We start from the raw sequence: 15,131 nt of genomic DNA, 5'->3' as shown, positions 1-15,131 counted from the left end.
CTCCCATCACGGCAGCGCATACGTGCTCGGCATGGGGACACGTTAAGCCCACGGTTCCACCCAGGAGGCGTGGGCATCCCCGTCGCCGGGGATGCCCACGATCGGGTTCAGCGCGCCGGCGTCCCGTCGGCGGCGACGTCGATGACCACGCGGTCGGAGTAGGTCCGCCGCTCGGTGCGCAGCACGGCCAGGGCGTCGTCCATGACCGGGAAGACGTGGACGGGGGTCAGGGTGATGCGCGCCTTCCTGTCACGCACCCGGTTGACGTCGATCTCCAGATGGCCGTAGTGCTTGCCCCCCGACCGCAGCCGGGCGCCGTCCCACACCTCGGGCTCGCCCTGGTCCGCCGTCCACCGGCTGAAGGCGTTGTACGCCAGCGGCGGGCTGTCGAGCGTGGGCCCGTCCCGGCGCACGCCGCGCAGGCCGTCACCCGAGACGCCGACGTCGTAGTAGTGCACGCCGATGCCGTCGCCGTCGTCGTCGACGAAGCTGCGCTCGAACATCTCGCTGTGCCCGGACAGCACGGCGGCCACGCCGTACCGCTCGAACAGCGGGTGGTAGACCCGCATCGGGGTGCCGCCCTGGCCCGAGGTCAGCGCGTGGTTCATCGGCAGCCCGTGCTCCCCGCTGCTGTAGGGGACGTGATGGAACTGCACGAGCACGATCTGACCCTCGGCCCTGGCGTCGCGGAGCTGTTCCTCCGCCCACGCCCACTGCCGGCCGCCGGGGCGGTAGTCCGACAGGTCGCGCCCGCCGGCGGCCTCGTACTCGGCGCGGGTGAAGTTCTCCTGCGTGTCGGTGCCCGGCCCGGTGTACTGGCGGCCGGTCAGCTTCAGCTCCGGGGGGTAGCTCGCCGCGCTGTCGTCCGGCTCGCCGTTGTTGCTGTCGAGCGTCAGCACGGTGACCGGCCCGTAGTCGACGCGGTAGTAGTTGTCGCGGTGCTCCGGCGTGCCGTTCTCCGGCGCGTCGAAGTAGGCGTGGAACTTGGCGCGCGAGCGCACGACGGGGCTCCGGTCCGCCGGTGTGCCGTAGCCGCCGTTGATCGCGCCGAAGCTCTCCCAGTTCCCGAACGCCGGGATGATCGGCACCCCGGTCAGCAGGTCACCGGCGGCGCCGGCGGTGTGGCGGAAGAACTCGTCCCAGCCCGGCTGGTAGCCGCCGCCCTGGACGAGGTCGCCGGTGAAGAGCACCGCGTCGGGTGACCTCTCCTTGACGACCGCGAGGTTGCGCCGCAGGCCCTCGTCCTCGGTGAGCGGATAGCGCAGGACGCGCGTCCCGGACAGGACGGTGGTGCCGTACGTCCGGTCCCAGGGGGAACCCGGGTCGGCGGAGGGCCGGCCGGCGGCCCCGGCGCCGGGCGCCCACTCCCGGTGCTGGACGCGCCCGCGCGGCTCGGTCTCGGAGTCGGACATGGCGATCAGCCTGATGTGCCGCCAGCGGTCGGCGGCCGGAGCGGTCTCGAAGCGCCCGCGGAAGGTCGCGCCGCCCTGTTCGACGGTGTAGTGGTAGCGGCTCCCCGGCCGCAGGCCGCTCATCCGCGCCGAATGCTTGAAGTTGCCGGGCCCGGCCAGCCACGATCCCTGCTCCAGCCCGGGGATCTCCTGGGTGAGCTCGGCCTGGGTGTAGGCCAGGTCCGGCTGCGGCTCGCCGGTGACCGGTGTCACCCGGTGGCCGTGGATGCCCGGCCCCCGGACGGTGACCCGTCCCGGCCGGCCGTCCCCGGTGAACCAGGTGATCGTGATGCCCGAGGCACCCGGGCTCTGCAGGTACGGCAGGATGCGGAAGTCCGCCTGCCGGGGGGCCGCCGTGGCCTGTGCCGGCGGGGCGCCCGCCGGGAGCAGGGCCACGGCCAGCGCCGCCGCGCACATTCTCGCCCGCCCGCGCATCAGTGCCTCGCGCATCAGTGCCTCAGGGCGACGTCGCCGACGACGATGCGGTGGTCGGAGTACGGGGTCGAGACGACCCACCCGGACCGGGAGTCGACCTTGAAGTGGCGGCGGTCGACGAAGATGTAGTCGATCTTCCGGTTGCTCTGGTAGGGCCGGTCGTAGTCGTCGGGGAGACCTTCGGCGCCCATGGTCCACTCACCCTGGCGGTGCGGGCACGCCTCGGTCCCGAGGTGCCAGCGCCTGATGTTGCCGCGCCAGCGCGGGTCGGCCCCGTCGACCTCGTCGAACACCCCGGTTCCGCCGCACTTGGCGTAGAAGTGGGTGAGCGAGGGCAGGAACGGCAGCTCGTTCAGGTCGCCGAGCAGGGCGACCGGCATCCGGGCGGCCATCGGCGTGATCGTGTCGGCGATGAGCTTCGACTGGGCGTAGTTGATGGAGCGGCCGTAGTACGGGTCGCCGGTGATGCCGGGGTCGTCGGGGAAGGACTTCTCGTCGATGATGACCAGGGGCACTTCGGTGTGGGTCACGCAGGCGCGCACGACGGCCGCGCGGGGCACGTGGACGTCGCCGCAGACGAGCTTCCTGAACCGCTGGCGGTAGTGGTAGCCGAGGTCCAGATAGGGCGTCTCGCCGAACATCACCCGGTCCGACGGGTGCTTGCTCAGCAGCCCCATGACGTACCAGCCGCCGGGGTTGACCTCCGCGTCGTAGCAGTTGGGGATGTTGTGGTTCGTCACGACGACCTGCTCGGTGAGCCCGCCGTAGCCCGGCTTGGCCTTCAGCCGGTCCCGCAGCGCGACCCACTGCGTGTAGCACATCTCGTTGAGACCGATGATCTCCGCGCCCTGCTCGTGGATCTTCGTCACGGTGTCGTCGACGGGCGCGCCCGTGCTTCCGCCGTTGAAGCCGTTGCCGGCGAAGTTGAAGTCCAGCATCCGGATCCTGCGCTCGGTGTGGCCGGCCGGCTCCGCCGCTGCCACGGTGGGCGTCGCCAGGAGTAATGCGGCCGCTGCCACGACCGCGGTGACTGCGATTCTCATGGTGCGTCTCCCCAGACATTCCTGTCTAGACCAGTATTTTGGCGAAAGTAACACCGGGTGGCGGGTGTGGCAAGAGTGTGTGGTGGGCGCGGACGGGCGCGGAGGGGCTCAGCCGGCGGCCGGGGGCCTGCTGACGTGCATCTGGATGACGTAGCGGTCGCCCCGGTAGAGCGACCGGCCGAACTCGACCACGTTGCCCATGTTGTCGACGGCGACCCGTTCCACCAGGAACGCCGGGTCGTAGTCGGGCACCTCCAGCCGCCTGGCCTCCGTGCGGCTCAGCCGGGCGATGGAGACGGTCTGCTCGGCGGTCTCCAGCCGCACGCCGAACAGGCGTCCCAGCAGCTCGAACAGCGAGTCGTCGCGCCCCATCTCGGTGAGCAGCCCCGGGAAGCGGGCGGCGGACAGGTTGGTGCGCTCCAGCGCCATGGGCACGCCGTCGGCCGTCCGCACCCGCTCGATGTAGTGCACCGGGTCGCCGGGGGACAGGCCGAGGCGGGCCGCGATGTCGCGCGGCGCGGGCCGGGTGCGGCCCCGGTAGCTCTTGGCGCCGGGCACCATCCCGCGCATCCGCATGTCCTCGCTGAAGGAGCGGAAGTTCTCCGAGTGGGTGAGGGTGGGCTGCTGCACGAACGTGCCCCGGCCCGCCACGCGCCTGACCAGCCCGCGGGTCTCCAGGTCGTCGATCGCGCCGCGGACGGTCATCCTGGCCACGCCGAACCGCTCGGCGAGCACCCGTTCGGAGGGGAGCAGGGCGCCGTCGCGCATGTCGAGCACCAGGGCGGTGAGGACGTCCTGGATGTGCTTGCCCTTCGGGCTGCCCTCGCCCTGCGCGAACACCTCCGGGGCGACGTCGCGCGGTTCGTGTCGCGGCCTCGGCACGGCCGGCTCCCCCCTCTCGGTCGTGTCGGCGCCCCATCCTACGAGCGACGCCCGCCCGGCGGCACCCGTTGACATACGGTCTATACCAGTATTAGCTTCCAGTCCATCGCATGAGCGCCCGATCGATGGAGAAATGCGTATGTACCTGACACGACGCGGCCTGATCGCGGCGGCCGGGGTGCTGGTCATGACACTGCCGGCCTGCGCCCCGAGCGCCCCCGGCGGACAGACCGGCTCCGAACAGGTCACCCTCGACGTATGGGGCTGGCGGCAGGAGGACGTCGCCGCCTACCGAAAGATCTTCAAGCTCTACGAGGACGCCCATCCCGGGGTGAAGGTGAAGTACGTCCCCTACAAGGCCGACGAGTACGACACGATCCTGCGGACGGGGCTCAGCGACGCCAACGGTCCCGACGTCGCCCAGCTGCGCTCGTACGGGCTGCTCCAGCCGCTCGTCGCCGCCAAGAGCCTGGTCCCGCTGGACGGCCAGGTCCAGGAGCTGGCCGGCTTCCCCGAACCGGTCCTGGACGGCGCCCGGGGCGAGAGCGACAAGCAGGTGTACGGCGTGCCGTTCGCCATCCAGACCCTGCACGTCATCTACAACAAGGGCCTGTTCGACAAGCACGGGCTGGCCCCGCCGAAGACCTGGGACGAGATGACCACGGCCTTCGGCAAGCTGAAGGCGGCCGGCCTCGTCCCCCTCGCGACGACCGTCACCGACACCTGGATGCTGCCCATCCAGCAGGAGATCTTCGGCGCGACGACCTACGGCGGCCACGACTACCTCACCAAGATGCTGGCCGGCCAGGCCAAGTTCACCGACCGGCCCTGGGTCGACTCGCTGGCCCGGTGGAAAAGCACCAGCGAGTACTGGCCCGAGCAGTACGAGGGCGTGAGCTACGTCGACGCCCAGGCGCTGTTCACCTCCGGCAAGGCCGCGGCGTTCCCCGGCGGGGTCTGGGAGCTGGCGGCCTTCGGCAAGTCCAACCCGGAGCTGGAGCTGGGCATCTTCAACGTCCCGCCGCCGCCCGGCGCGGCCGCCGAGCGGACGCTCGTCCCCGGGTACGTCGACGGCTCGTTCGGCGTCTCGGCCAAGTCGCCCGACCAGAAGGCGGCCGTGGACCTGGTGCGCTGGATGGCCTCCCCCGAGTTCGGCCGGGCGTTCGCCACCGAGCTCCGGCAGATCTCGGCGGTGCCCGGGGTGCGGCCCGAGGACCCGCTGCTCGCCCAGGCGCTGGCCGCCTACCAGGCGGATCCCAGCCCGTACGTCACCTACGCGTACTTCTCCGGCGGCACGCCGACCGCCTGGGACCTGGCCTCGGAGGCGTTCTCCACGTTCGTCGCCGGGCGCTCCGGCGCCGGGGACGCGGCCAAGCACATCCAGCAGGGCGTGGACCAGTGGTTCAAGCCCAGCCAGTGACCACCGGCCGCGCGCGGCCGTCGCGTGCCGCGCGCGGCGGCTACCGTGCCGGCCGCACCTCCCCGGCCTGGATCGCGGCGTTCTGCCTGCCGGCCCTGGTGCTCTACGGCCTGTTCGTCGTCGTCCCGCTGGGGACGGCGTTCTACTACGGCCTGTTCAGGTGGGAGGGCATCCGCCCGGCGGAGTTCGCCGGGCTCGGCAACTACGGCGAGGTGCTGACCAGGTATCCGCTCAACGAGGAGATCCCCGCCGCGCTCTGGCACAACGTGCTGTTCTTCGCCGGCACGATGGCCGTCCAGAACACCGTCGGCCTCGGGCTCGCGGTCCTGCTCTACCGCAACCCCCGGGGCAAGCGCTTCTTCCAGACGGTCTTCTCGCTGCCGTACCTCATCAGCCCGCTGATCGTCGGCTACATCTGGTCGCTGCTGCTGAGCCCCACGTTCGGGCCGATCAACTTCATGCTGCGGGCGGTCGGGCTGGACTCGTGGGCCCGGCCGTGGCTGGGCGATCCCGACACGGCGCTGCCCGTGCTGATCCTGGTCAACGCCTGGCAGTGGATCGGCGGGCCGATGCTGATCTTCCTCGCCGCGCTGGGCGGCATCCCCCGGGAGCTGGAGGAGGCCGCGGCGATGGACGGCGCCTCCCCGTCCCGGGCCTTCTGGAGCGTACGGTTCCCGCTCCTCATGCCCGCGGTGGGCGTCATCACCGTGCTGACCTTCATCGGCTGCTTCAACCTGTTCGACCTGGTCTACGCGCTCGGCGGATCGGACGGCGGGCCGGGCGGCGCGATGGACGTGCTGGGCCTGCTCTACTACCGCACGGCCTTCGAGGGCGGCACGAACGCGATCGGGGAGTCCTCGGCGCTCGCCATCATGATCTTCATCCTGGTCTTCGGCGCCTCCCTGGTCCTGGAGCGCTTCCTGAGGCGCCGGGAGGTGACCCCGTGACGACGAGACGCCGAAACGTCCGGGTCCTGGTCGTGCACGCCCTGCTGTGGTCCTACGCCGCGGTCGCGTTCGGGCCGCTGCTGCTGGTGGCGATCGGCTCGTTCCGGAGCAACGCCGACATCCTGCGGCAGCCGGTCGGGCTGCCGGACTCGCTCGACCTCGGCAACTACGTGCGCGCCTGGGAGACCGCGTCGATCTCGACGTACTTCGCCAACTCGCTCCTGGTCACCGTCGCCGCCGTCGCGCTGTGCGTGGCGGTGTCGGCGATGGCCGCCTACGCGCTGTCGCGCTGGCGCTTCCGCGGGCGGGCGCTGCTGGCGGCCTTCTTCCTGTCGGGGCTGATGATCCCGGCCAAGCTCGGGCTGCTCCCGGTCTTCTACATGTTCCAGTCCATGGGGCTGATCGACACGCGACCCGGCCTGGTGCTGCTGTACGCGGCGAGCGGCGTGCCGTTCTCGATCTTCGTGATCATGGGCTTCATGCGCGGGCTGCCCGGCGAGCTGGAGGAGGCCGCGCGGCTGGACGGCGCGAACGAGGGACGGCTGTTCGTGTCGATCGCGCTGCCGCTCATGCGGCCGGCGCTGGCCGTGGTCACCGTCTTCCAGTTCGCGCCCACGTGGAACGACTTCTTCTACCCGCTCGTGCTGATGCGCAGCGACTCCAAGTACACGGTGCCCGTCGGCCTGACGCGCTTCTTCGGCGAGTTCGCCACCGACCGGGCGACCCTGTTCGCCGGGCTGGTCATCGCGCTCGTGCCGCTGGCCCTGGTGTTCGCGTTCGCGACCAAGCAGATCATCGCCGGGCTGACGGCGGGGATGTCGCGGTGACGGCGTCCTACGTCAGCGTCGACGGCGGCAAGTCCGAGCTCCGCCTGCTCGTGAGCACCGGCGCGGAGCGGCAGTACGCCGTCGGGCCGGGCATGGCGTACCGGCCGGGCGAGGACGGCGTCGCCCGGATCCTCGACAGCGTCCGGGCCGCCGCCGAGTCGGTCCGGCTGCCGGCCGCCCCGGCAGGCGTCGTCGTCGGGCTCACCGGCGTCCCCGGCGACCCGGGGCCGAGAGGCCGGCTCGGCTCCCTCCTGGAGGAGTTCTTCGCGGGCCCGGTCCTCCTGGTGGAGGACAGCCTGCTCGCGCACGCCGGGGCGCTGCGGGGCGCGGGCACGGTGCTGTGCGTGGGGACCGGGACGGCCGTCCTCGCCGTCGGCGCCCGCGGCGGCAGCGTCAAGCTCGACGGCTGGGGGCCGCTGCTCGGCGACCGGGGCAGCGCGCACGCCATCGGCCTGGCCGGGATGCGCGCCGCCACGGCGGCCCGCGACGGCGTGGGACCGCCGACCGAGCTGGCCGACCGGCTCGTGGCCGAGCTCGGCGGCACGGACCTCGCTTCCCTGCAGCGCTTCTACCGGGACGCCGCGCTGGTCGCGCGTACGGCGGCCTTCGCCCGCGCCGTCCTGGAAGCCGCGGAACGCGACGCGGTGGCCCGCGCCATCTGCGCAGAGGCGGCCGAGTCGCTCGCCGCCCTCGCCTCGGCGGCGGTGGCGCGGCTGCCGGACGCGGGCCGGCGCGTCTCCTGCAGCGGCCGGGTGCTCGCCCCCGGCAACCTCCTGCATTCACTCCTGGCAGCGAACCTGTCCGGCCTCGGGCTGGACCTGGTCGCGCCGCTCGCCACATCCCTGGAAGGTGGATTGACCTTGCTCCACTCGGAAGAACCGTATCGGGCCCTGCTGCGGGAAGGAGACCACGCGTGAGAGCCGGGCATGGCGTCGAGCTGATCGACGTCGTCGGGGGCGAGGCCATGGGCGGGTACGCCGACCGGACCGAGGGCATCGCCGGCACGCTCGACCCGCTGGAGGTGCACGCCGTCACCTTCGCCGGCGGCGGCCACCGGTTCGCGCTGATCGTCGCCGACCTCGTGTGCGTGAACGCCGACGTGGTGGAGCGCATCCGGGCCGCCGTCCGTGACCTGGGCGTCGACTCCTGCTGCGTGGCGGCGACGCACACCCACGCCAGCCCGGAGTCGGGATGCTTCCCCGGGGGCGCGCCGACCCCCGAAACGCTGGCGGACCGGCTGCTCGCGGCGTCGCTCCAGGCCGTCACGGCCGCGCTCGCCGACGAGCGGGACGCGCGGCTGCACGCGACCCGGGCGCGCGTCGCGGACCTGGGCGACCGGCGCGTGCTCCCGGACCGCCATGCCGCCGACGTGCCGGTGGACGCGCTGGTGGTCTCGTCCCCCGAGGGGGAGGTCAGGGGCGTCGTGGTGGTCTCGCCGGTGCATCCCACGGTGCTCCCGGCGGGCAACAGCGCGGCCAGCGCGGATCTCAACGGCGGCATCCGGCGGGCCCTGCGCTCCGGTGACCGGTGGGTCGTGGCGGCGACGGGAGCCGCCGGCGACATCAGCACGCGGCACACGCGCCGGGGACGGGACCTGGCCGAGGTCGACAGGCTCGGCGCGCTGGTGGCCGAAGCCCTGCCCGTCGGCCCGCCGCCGCGGGAGGAGCGGGATCGGCGGCCCGCCGCCCCGCCGCCGGGGGAGCGGGGCCGGCAGACCGTCCTTCCGCCGGTGTCCGTGCGCGTCGAGCTGCCGCCCAAGCCGCCGGAGGAGTTCGCCACGGCCATCGCCTCGTCGGCGGACACGCGCGGCGCGGGCGAACGCGGCCGCAGCGTGGTCCACCAGGGGCAGCGGATCGCGCGCGACCTGCTCACGCGGGGGCGCACGCTGCCCTACGAGGTCGAGGTCCAGGCGGTCCGGCTCGGTGACGTCACGCTCGTGGCGGTGCCGGGCGAGCTCTTCCTCGAACTGGGCGAGGCCATCCGCGCCGCGTCGCCGGCGCACGGTTCGCCGGTGATCGTTCTCGGCTACGCCAACGGCTACCTGGGGTATCTGCCCAGCCGCGGCACCCCGGCCACGTACGAGACCCTCGTCAGCCCGGTCGCGGAGGGCGGCGGCGAGCGGGTCGTGGCGGCCGCCGTGCAGGCCGTCGAGGCGCTGGGCCGTCCCATGGCCGAATCGCAGTTCGCGGTGCGCGCCGGATCGCTCGTCGACCGGGTGCTGACGACGCAGATGCCGGCCGTCCGGCGGGCCGCCGAGCTGGTCGCCGACTCGATCGCGGCCGGCGGGGTGCTGCAGGCGTTCGCCACCGGGCACTCGCGCGCGGTCGCGCTGGAGCTCACCGGCCGTGCCGGCGGGCTGGCGGCGGTGAGCATGCTCGCGGTCAAGGACCTGGTGATGTTCGGCGGCGTGGACCCGGAGCTCGTCCTGGACCCGACGTACGAGCGGGCCCCCGGCCTCGCCGGGCGGATCTACGAGCTGGCCCGGCCCGACCCGGCCGACGTGTTCCTGATCGTGTCGAACTCCGGGATCAACGCGGCGATCGTCGAGATGGCCGAGCTCGCCCGGGCCAACGGCCATCGCGTGATCGCGCTCACGTCGCTGGAGCACACCCGCTCCCCGGCGGCGCGCACGGTGGCGGGACCGCACCTGGCCGACCTCGCCGACGTGGTGATCGACAACTGCGCCCCGGCCGGTGACGCCACCGTCGAGCTCGCCCCGGGGATCCACGTCGGCGCAGTCTCCTCCTTCACCGGGGTGCTCATCGCCCAGGTGCTCGCCGAGCTGGTCTGCCGCAGGCTGCTCGACCGCGGGGCGGACGTCCCGGTGTTCGTCTCGGCGAACCTGGCGAGCGGCGACGGCCACAACGCCGCGCTGTACGAGCGCTACCACGGGCGGGTTCGCCCGCTGGAGCCGTAGGGGCGAAGTCTTTGCCGGTGTCGCATGCCGCCTTGAGGGCAGGGCGGGAAAGGGGTCAACCGAGGAGAGGAAACGGTGACATGAGTGACGTTGGTGACCGTCGCGAGGTGCTGACGAACCGGCAGGGGCATCCGGTCTACGACAACCAGAACCAGCGGACCGTGGGGCCGCGGGGGCCCGCGACGCTGGAGAACTACCAGTTCCTTGAGAAGATCAGCCATTTCGACCGGGAGCGCATCCCGGAGCGGGTGGTGCACGCGCGGGGGACCACCGCCTACGGGTTCTTCGAGGCGTACGGGAAGCTCGGCGACGAGCCCGTCAGCCGCTACACCAGGGCCAAGCTGTTCCAGGAGGCGGGCAAGCGCACCGAGGTCGCGGTGCGCTTCTCCACCGTGATCGGCGGGCGGGACTCGGCGGAGACGGCGCGTGACCCCCGGGGGTTCGCGATCAAGTTCTACACCGAGGACGGCAACTGGGACCTGGTGGGCAACAACCTGGCCGTGTTCTTCATCCGGGACGCGATCAAGTTCCCGGACGTGATCCACGCGCTGAAGCCGGACCCGGTGACCTTCCGGCAGGAACCCAACCGGATCTTCGACTTCATGTCGCAGACGCCCGAGTGCATGCACATGCTGGTCAACCTGTTCAGCCCGCGCGGCATCCCGGCCGACTACCGGCACATGCAGGGCTTCGGTGTGAACACCTACAAGTGGACCAACCCGCAGGGCGAGTCCTTCCTGGTGAAGTATCACTGGATGCCCAAGCAGGGCGTGCGCAGCATGACCGTGGCCGACGCGGCCGTCATCCAGGCGAACGAGCTGGGGCACGCGACCAAGGACCTGCACGAGGCGATCGAGCGCGGCGACCACCCGGAGTGGGAGCTGCTCGTGCAGCTGATGAGCGACGACGAGCACGCCGAGCTGGACTTCGACCCGCTGGACGACACCAAGGTGTGGCCGGAGAACGAGTTCCCGGCGCTGCCGGTCGGCCGGATGGTGCTGGACCGCAACGTCGGCAACAACTTCGCCGAGAACGAGCAGATCTCGTTCGGCACCGGCGTGCTGGTCGACGGGCTGGACTTCTCCGACGACAAGATGCTGGTCGGCCGGACGTTCTCCTACAGCGACACCCAGCGCTACCGGGTGGGCCCGAACTACCTGCAGCTTCCGGTCAACCAGGCGAAGAACGCCGACATCCGCACCAATCAGCGCGACGGCCAGATGACGTACTTCGTCGACACGGGCGGCGAGTCGCCGCACATCAACTACGAGCCGTCGCTGGTCGGCGGGCTGCGTGAGGCCGACTACCCGACGGAGGACATCGAGGGGCCGGTCCTCACCGGCCGTCTCACGCGCAAGCGCATCCCGCGCACCAACGACTACATCCAGGCCGGGCAGCGCTACCTGCTGATGGAGGACTGGGAGCGCGACGACCTCGTGCACAACTTCGTCACCCAGCTCAAGCAGTGCGACCGGCGCATCCAGGAGCGCATGGTCTGGCACTTCCTGCTGGTGGAGGACGACCTGGGGCTGCGCGTGGGCGAAGGGCTCGGCATCACGCCGGACGACGTCGCCGGGCTGGAGCCGCTGCCCAAGCAGGAGCTGACCGACGAGGACCGCGACCGGCTGGCCAAGCTGGGCAGGAACGGGCCGCGTGACGTCAACGGGCTGAAGATGACGCACTGCGTGCCCGACGAGCGGTTCACTCCAGGCGGCGAAGCAGGGCCTGCTTAGCCGTACTGAACTCCTCGTCCGTGAGCACGCCGGAGCGGTGCAGCTCGCCGAGCTCGGAGAGGTGGCGCAGCACCACGTCGACCTCGCCCGCCGGGGCCGGGGCGGGCGGCAGCTCGGCGGGGCCGCGCGGGATGCGGGCGAGCACGGCGGCGGCGACCAGCGCCGTCGTGCCGCCGAACCGCTGGACGCCCCACGAAATGCAGCGCGTGTCCTTCTGTGGTGGTTTGTCGGGCCCCTCGCCCTTGGTCCGGAACCGCAGCGTGCCGTAGCCCATGCCGGACTGCGGTTTCCACTCCACGGCGACCAGGTCGGTCAGCGCGAACTCCTGCGGGCCGGCCTCCTCCTTGGCGGAGCCGGCGAAGCCCGTCCACTCGATGCGGACGCGCTCGCCGTCGAAGGCGACCGTCCCGTCGCCGGCGGTCGCGGTGATCGGCACGCCGGGGCTGGGCAGGAGGTAGTCGTCGCTCGGCCCGTTCGGCGTCTGCCACGCGGCCAGCGCGTCGCGGATCTCGTCGGCGTAGTATTCGGCGGCGCCCGTGCGGCCCTTGGGGATGGCCAGCCGATACGGGTCGGCGGGCGCGGTCAGCGAGCCGGCGACCGCGTCGGTCAGCGGGTCGGCGCCCCGGCGCAGCCGCAGCCGCAGGTGGCCGCCCTTGCGTGACGGCTCGAACGTCGCCCCGGCGATCGCCTCCAGCGGGATGACCACCTCGCCGAGTGTCTTGCGCAGCTCGTGGACCTCGCGGCCGCTGCCCGGCACGATCCTGACCGTCTCTCCGTCGAACGTCCACGCCCCGTCGGGGACCGCGATCTCCGCCATGCGTCCAGCGTAGTAGGCCAGAAACATTCCCTTGCTGCGTTCTCCGACGGCCGCAACCGCGTCCACCATCGGGTGACGGCATTGCGCCGAGACCGCTTCGGCGGACGGACGGCCGCGCCCCGTCGGCACCCTCAGCAGGGCGTTCGCTTGGAGGGAGGCGAACGCCCCACGGGGCATGGAGGGGTGGGGTCAGGTGACGGTGAGGCGGGCCAGGCGGTTGCGGACGCCGTCGAAGTGGGCGACGACGGCCATGACGGCCGCCGGCTTGTCGGCCGCCTGGACCGCGACGTAGATGTCGCGGTGGCGGCGCGTGACGTCGGCGGGGGACTCGTCCGGCGCCCCCAGGTGGTCGCGCAACTGGTGGTAGACGTCCCAGAAGGCGCCCAGCAACTGGCTGACGACGGGGTTGCCGAGCGGGCGGTAGAGCAGGTCGTGGAAGAGCCGGTCGGTCTCCGGCGAGACGTCGCCCACCAGGGCCTCCGCCTCCATGCGGGCCATGACGTCGGTCACGGGTGTCAGGTCGGCCTCGCCGCCGAGGTCGATGAGCCGCTGGACCAGCCCGACCTCCAGGATCTCGCGGATCTCGATGAGGTGGGCCAGGGCGTTGCGGCCGTTCTGGAGCGTGATGCGGCTGTGGAAGGCCAGCTCGTCGACTAACCCGGCGAGCGACATCCGGCCGACGAACATGCCGAAGCCGTGGCGGATGTCGACGATGCCGACCGCCTGCAACGCCTTCAGCGCCTCCCTGACCGAGTTGCGGCTGATGCGCAGCTCCTCCATGAGCTCGGATTCGGTCGGCAGGGGGTCGCCCGCCTTGAGCCCGCGCTTGAGGATGAGGTCCTTGACGCCCTCCTGGGCCTCGACGGCACGGCTGGGCCGCGAGCGCGGGGCAGTGGTCATGGAAGATCCCTTTCTCTGCGGACTGGTGCGTAACATTCCGGAAACCTCCTGTTGACCGCAACCAGGCCTCGCATCTAGCGTCCACCTTACGCAAAAGATAGGACATGGGATGTCCCACGTTCTACGTCGGGCTACCCCCGGGAGGCATCCGTGAGCCCTGAGTTCAGCCGCCGCGACTTCTTGCGTTACAGCGGAGCGACAGGGGCGGCCGCGATCATCGCGTCCACTCTGGCCGCGTGCAGCGGAGGCCCGGCTTCGACCGGCTCGGTCGGCGCCGGATCCAACAAAGACCTGATCACCGCCGTCATCGGCTACGGCAACGATCAGAGCTGGGACCCGACGCAGACCGCCTCGGCCTTCGCCATGGCCGGCATCAACCACATCTACGAGGGCCTGCTCGACACCGACCCCATCACCCGCGAGCCGTACCCGGCGCTGGCCACCGCGCTGCCCGACGACGTGAACGCCACCACGTGGAAGTTCACCCTGCGCGAGGGCGCCAAGTGGCACGACGGGCAGCCGGTCACCGCCGACGACGTGGTGTTCACCTTCGAGCGGGTGCTCGACGCCGAGGCGAACGTGCTCGTCGGCAACTTCTTCCGCTCCTGGCTCCAGGAGGTCAAGAAGGTCGACGACCGCACCGTGGAGCTGGTCTTCAAGTTCGCCTTCCCGGACGCGGCGCCCCGGCTGACCATCGCCAAGATCATGCCGAAGCACGTGTTCTCCCAGGCGGGTGCCTGGGACCAGGCCAAGAGCGGCAAGGCCGTCGGTTCGGGCCCGTACAAGATGACCGCGCACAACCCCAAGTCCAACACCTCCTTCGAGGCGTTCGACGGCTACAACGGCCCCCGCCCGGCGACCGTCAAGCAGATGAACTGGCTGACGATCGTGGACGCGGCGGCCCGGGTCGCCAAGATCTCCGGCGGCTCGGCCGAGGCGCAGATCGCCGACAACATCCCGTACGCCAACGTCGACCAGCTCAAGCAGCAGGGGCTGACGGTCGAGGGCGGCGCGGGCATGAACCACATGTTCCTGATGTTCAACACGGGCACCAAGCCGTTCGACGACGTACGCGTGCGGCAGGCGCTGCACTACGCGATCGACAAGAAGAAGATGATCGACGTGGCGCTCAAGGGCCACGGCACGGCCTCCAGCTCCTTCCTCAACGAGGGCCACCCGGACCACAAGCGCGCTGCGGTCGTCTACGACTACGACCCGGACAAGGCCAAGGCGCTGCTGAAGGAGGCCGGGGTCAGTGACCTGACGGTCAACCTGATGGCCGTCAACGTGAGCTGGATCGCCGACTGCCTGCCGACCATCGCGGCCTCCTGGGAGGCGATCGGCGTCAAGACGACGCTGGAGCCGCAGGACACGGCGGCGCTGTTCACCAAGATGGACCAGTTCCAGGACTACCAGGTGGTCGCGGCGGCCTCGAACCCCAACCAGTTCGGCATGGACGCCGACCTGATCCTGCGTTACAACTTCGTCGAGGGCGGGCTGTGGATGAAGTACGCCCACTTCGACGGCAGCAAGGACGCCAAGGCCCTGTTCGCGATGATGGACGAGGCCACCCAGGAGTCGGACAAGGCCGCCAAGGCCACCAAGGTCCAGAAATATCTGGACGTGATCGCCGAGCAGGCCGTCCTCTACCCCGTCGTGCACACCGAGCTGATGACCGCCTGGGACCCCAAGAAGGTCTCCGGCATCCGCGCGCAGGCGTACCCGGGGATCAACCTCCTCCAGGCCAAGCGCACCTGAG

Annotated in this window: 12 protein-coding genes; 7 read left to right on the top strand and 5 right to left on the bottom strand. The window is 71.4% G+C overall.

Going from position 1 to position 15,131, the window contains the following annotated elements; all coding sequences use genetic code 11:
* Positions 1-107 precede the first annotated feature (107 nt).
* The 3 genes from ADY59_RS15515 to ADY59_RS49995 all read right to left on the bottom strand — a co-directional run bounded on the left by ADY59_RS15515 (position 108) and on the right by ADY59_RS49995 (position 3,811).
* The gene (locus tag ADY59_RS15515; protein ID WP_049562732.1) at positions 108-1,901 is read right to left on the bottom strand and encodes a metallophosphoesterase family protein; all 1,794 of its coding nucleotides are present in this window, start codon (positions 1,899-1,901) and stop codon (positions 108-110) included.
* Complete coding sequence (locus tag ADY59_RS15510) at positions 1,901-2,929, bottom strand: endonuclease/exonuclease/phosphatase family protein (protein ID WP_156325518.1); 1,029 nt, start codon at positions 2,927-2,929, stop codon at positions 1,901-1,903. Before ADY59_RS15510 ends, ADY59_RS15515 begins: the two co-directional genes overlap by 1 nt.
* 108 nt (positions 2,930-3,037) lie before the next feature.
* Positions 3,038-3,811, bottom strand: a complete 774-nt coding sequence (locus tag ADY59_RS49995) for a GntR family transcriptional regulator (protein WP_049562728.1) — start codon at positions 3,809-3,811, stop codon at positions 3,038-3,040.
* Positions 3,812-3,950: 139 nt separating this feature from the next.
* Here ADY59_RS49995 and ADY59_RS15500 point away from each other — a divergent pair, with 139 nt between their 5' ends.
* From ADY59_RS15500 to ADY59_RS15475, 6 genes are all read left to right on the top strand, one after another.
* Entirely contained in the window at positions 3,951-5,231 is a 1,281-nt protein-coding gene (locus tag ADY59_RS15500; RefSeq protein ID WP_049562726.1) for an ABC transporter substrate-binding protein, read from the top strand.
* Positions 5,228-6,178: a carbohydrate ABC transporter permease gene (locus ADY59_RS15495; protein ID WP_231618737.1), complete on the top strand. Its 951-nt coding sequence runs from the start codon at positions 5,228-5,230 to the stop codon at positions 6,176-6,178. The genes ADY59_RS15500 and ADY59_RS15495 overlap by 4 nt, the downstream gene beginning before the upstream one ends.
* The gene (locus ADY59_RS15490; protein ID WP_049562725.1) at positions 6,175-7,005 is read left to right on the top strand and encodes a carbohydrate ABC transporter permease; all 831 of its coding nucleotides are present in this window, start codon (positions 6,175-6,177) and stop codon (positions 7,003-7,005) included. The genes ADY59_RS15495 and ADY59_RS15490 overlap by 4 nt, the downstream gene beginning before the upstream one ends.
* Complete coding sequence (locus tag ADY59_RS15485; RefSeq protein ID WP_049562723.1) at positions 7,002-7,922, top strand: N-acetylglucosamine kinase; 921 nt, start codon at positions 7,002-7,004, stop codon at positions 7,920-7,922. The genes ADY59_RS15490 and ADY59_RS15485 overlap by 4 nt, the downstream gene beginning before the upstream one ends.
* Positions 7,919-9,922: an SIS domain-containing protein gene (locus ADY59_RS52560; protein ID WP_231618736.1), complete on the top strand. Its 2,004-nt coding sequence runs from the start codon at positions 7,919-7,921 to the stop codon at positions 9,920-9,922. The genes ADY59_RS15485 and ADY59_RS52560 overlap by 4 nt, the downstream gene beginning before the upstream one ends.
* An 80-nt stretch (positions 9,923-10,002) precedes the next feature.
* Entirely contained in the window at positions 10,003-11,655 is a 1,653-nt protein-coding gene (locus ADY59_RS15475; RefSeq protein ID WP_049562721.1) for a catalase, read from the top strand.
* Here ADY59_RS15475 and ADY59_RS15470 read toward each other — a convergent pair.
* A complete protein-coding gene (locus ADY59_RS15470) occupies positions 11,624-12,472 on the bottom strand; it encodes a DUF4429 domain-containing protein (RefSeq protein WP_049562720.1) in 849 nt (282 codons plus the stop codon). The two genes, ADY59_RS15475 and ADY59_RS15470, sit on opposite strands and share 32 nt — an antisense overlap.
* A gap of 189 nt (positions 12,473-12,661) precedes the next feature.
* On the bottom strand, positions 12,662-13,372 hold the full coding sequence (locus tag ADY59_RS15465; protein ID WP_063780664.1) for a FadR/GntR family transcriptional regulator: 711 nt from the start codon (positions 13,370-13,372) through the stop codon (positions 12,662-12,664).
* 150 nt (positions 13,373-13,522) lie between these two features.
* On the opposite strand from ADY59_RS15465, the gene ADY59_RS15460 reads away from it, so the two are divergent.
* The gene (locus ADY59_RS15460; RefSeq protein ID WP_049562718.1) at positions 13,523-15,130 is read left to right on the top strand and encodes an ABC transporter substrate-binding protein; all 1,608 of its coding nucleotides are present in this window, start codon (positions 13,523-13,525) and stop codon (positions 15,128-15,130) included.
* Position 15,131: the final 1 nt, after the last annotated feature.

This window comes from Nonomuraea sp. SBT364 (assembly GCF_001083785.1).
In the GTDB taxonomy this organism is placed as follows: Bacteria; Actinomycetota; Actinomycetes; order Streptosporangiales; family Streptosporangiaceae; genus Nonomuraea.
This window is presented reverse-complemented; position numbering and strand designations above follow the sequence as displayed.

Excerpts from the sequence above, each read along its gene's own strand:
- ADY59_RS15500 (WP_049562726.1), top strand. The coding sequence starts at position 3,951 with ATGTACCTGACACGACGCGGCCTGATCGCGGCGGCCGGGGTGCTGGTC.
- ADY59_RS15510 (WP_156325518.1), bottom strand. The coding sequence starts at position 2,929 with ATGAGAATCGCAGTCACCGCGGTCGTGGCAGCGGCCGCATTACTCCTG.
- ADY59_RS15470 (WP_049562720.1), bottom strand. The coding sequence starts at position 12,472 with ATGGCGGAGATCGCGGTCCCCGACGGGGCGTGGACGTTCGACGGAGAG.
- ADY59_RS15465 (WP_063780664.1), bottom strand. The coding sequence starts at position 13,372 with ATGACCACTGCCCCGCGCTCGCGGCCCAGCCGTGCCGTCGAGGCCCAG.
- ADY59_RS15515 (WP_049562732.1), bottom strand. The coding sequence starts at position 1,901 with ATGCGCGAGGCACTGATGCGCGGGCGGGCGAGAATGTGCGCGGCGGCG.
- ADY59_RS15475 (WP_049562721.1), top strand. The coding sequence starts at position 10,003 with ATGAGTGACGTTGGTGACCGTCGCGAGGTGCTGACGAACCGGCAGGGG.